The sequence below is a fragment of the Leisingera sp. ANG49 genome (genome assembly GCF_059694505.1).
This window is the reverse complement of record NZ_JCATZN010000083.1, coordinates 1-233: the sequence shown is the minus strand read 5'-3', so window position 1 is coordinate 233 and position 233 is coordinate 1. Positions and strand designations below refer to the sequence as shown.

Below are 233 nucleotides of genomic sequence, written 5' to 3'. Positions count from 1 at the left end.
GGCCTGTTAACGCTTCTCTGAACCAGTCGGCGTCATAGCCACGATCCCCAAGCAGCCAACCGACTTTTAGCAAGCTGCTTAGCAGCGCCCGCGCGCCGATGTAATCGCTGACCTGACCGGCGGTAATAAACAGGCTGAGCGGCAGGCCATGGCTGTCGCAGATGGCGTGCAGTTTGGTATTCATGCCGCCCTTGGTTCGACCGATCAGGCGGCCGCACCCCCCTTTTTCGCGG

The 233-nt window shown here is 60.9% G+C and carries 1 protein-coding gene; it reads right to left on the bottom strand.

Annotation, left to right across the window (positions count from 1 at the left end):
- Positions 1-233: transposase (locus tag AC58NV_RS23835; RefSeq protein WP_497229338.1), on the bottom strand; the 233-nt coding region annotated here is incomplete at both ends.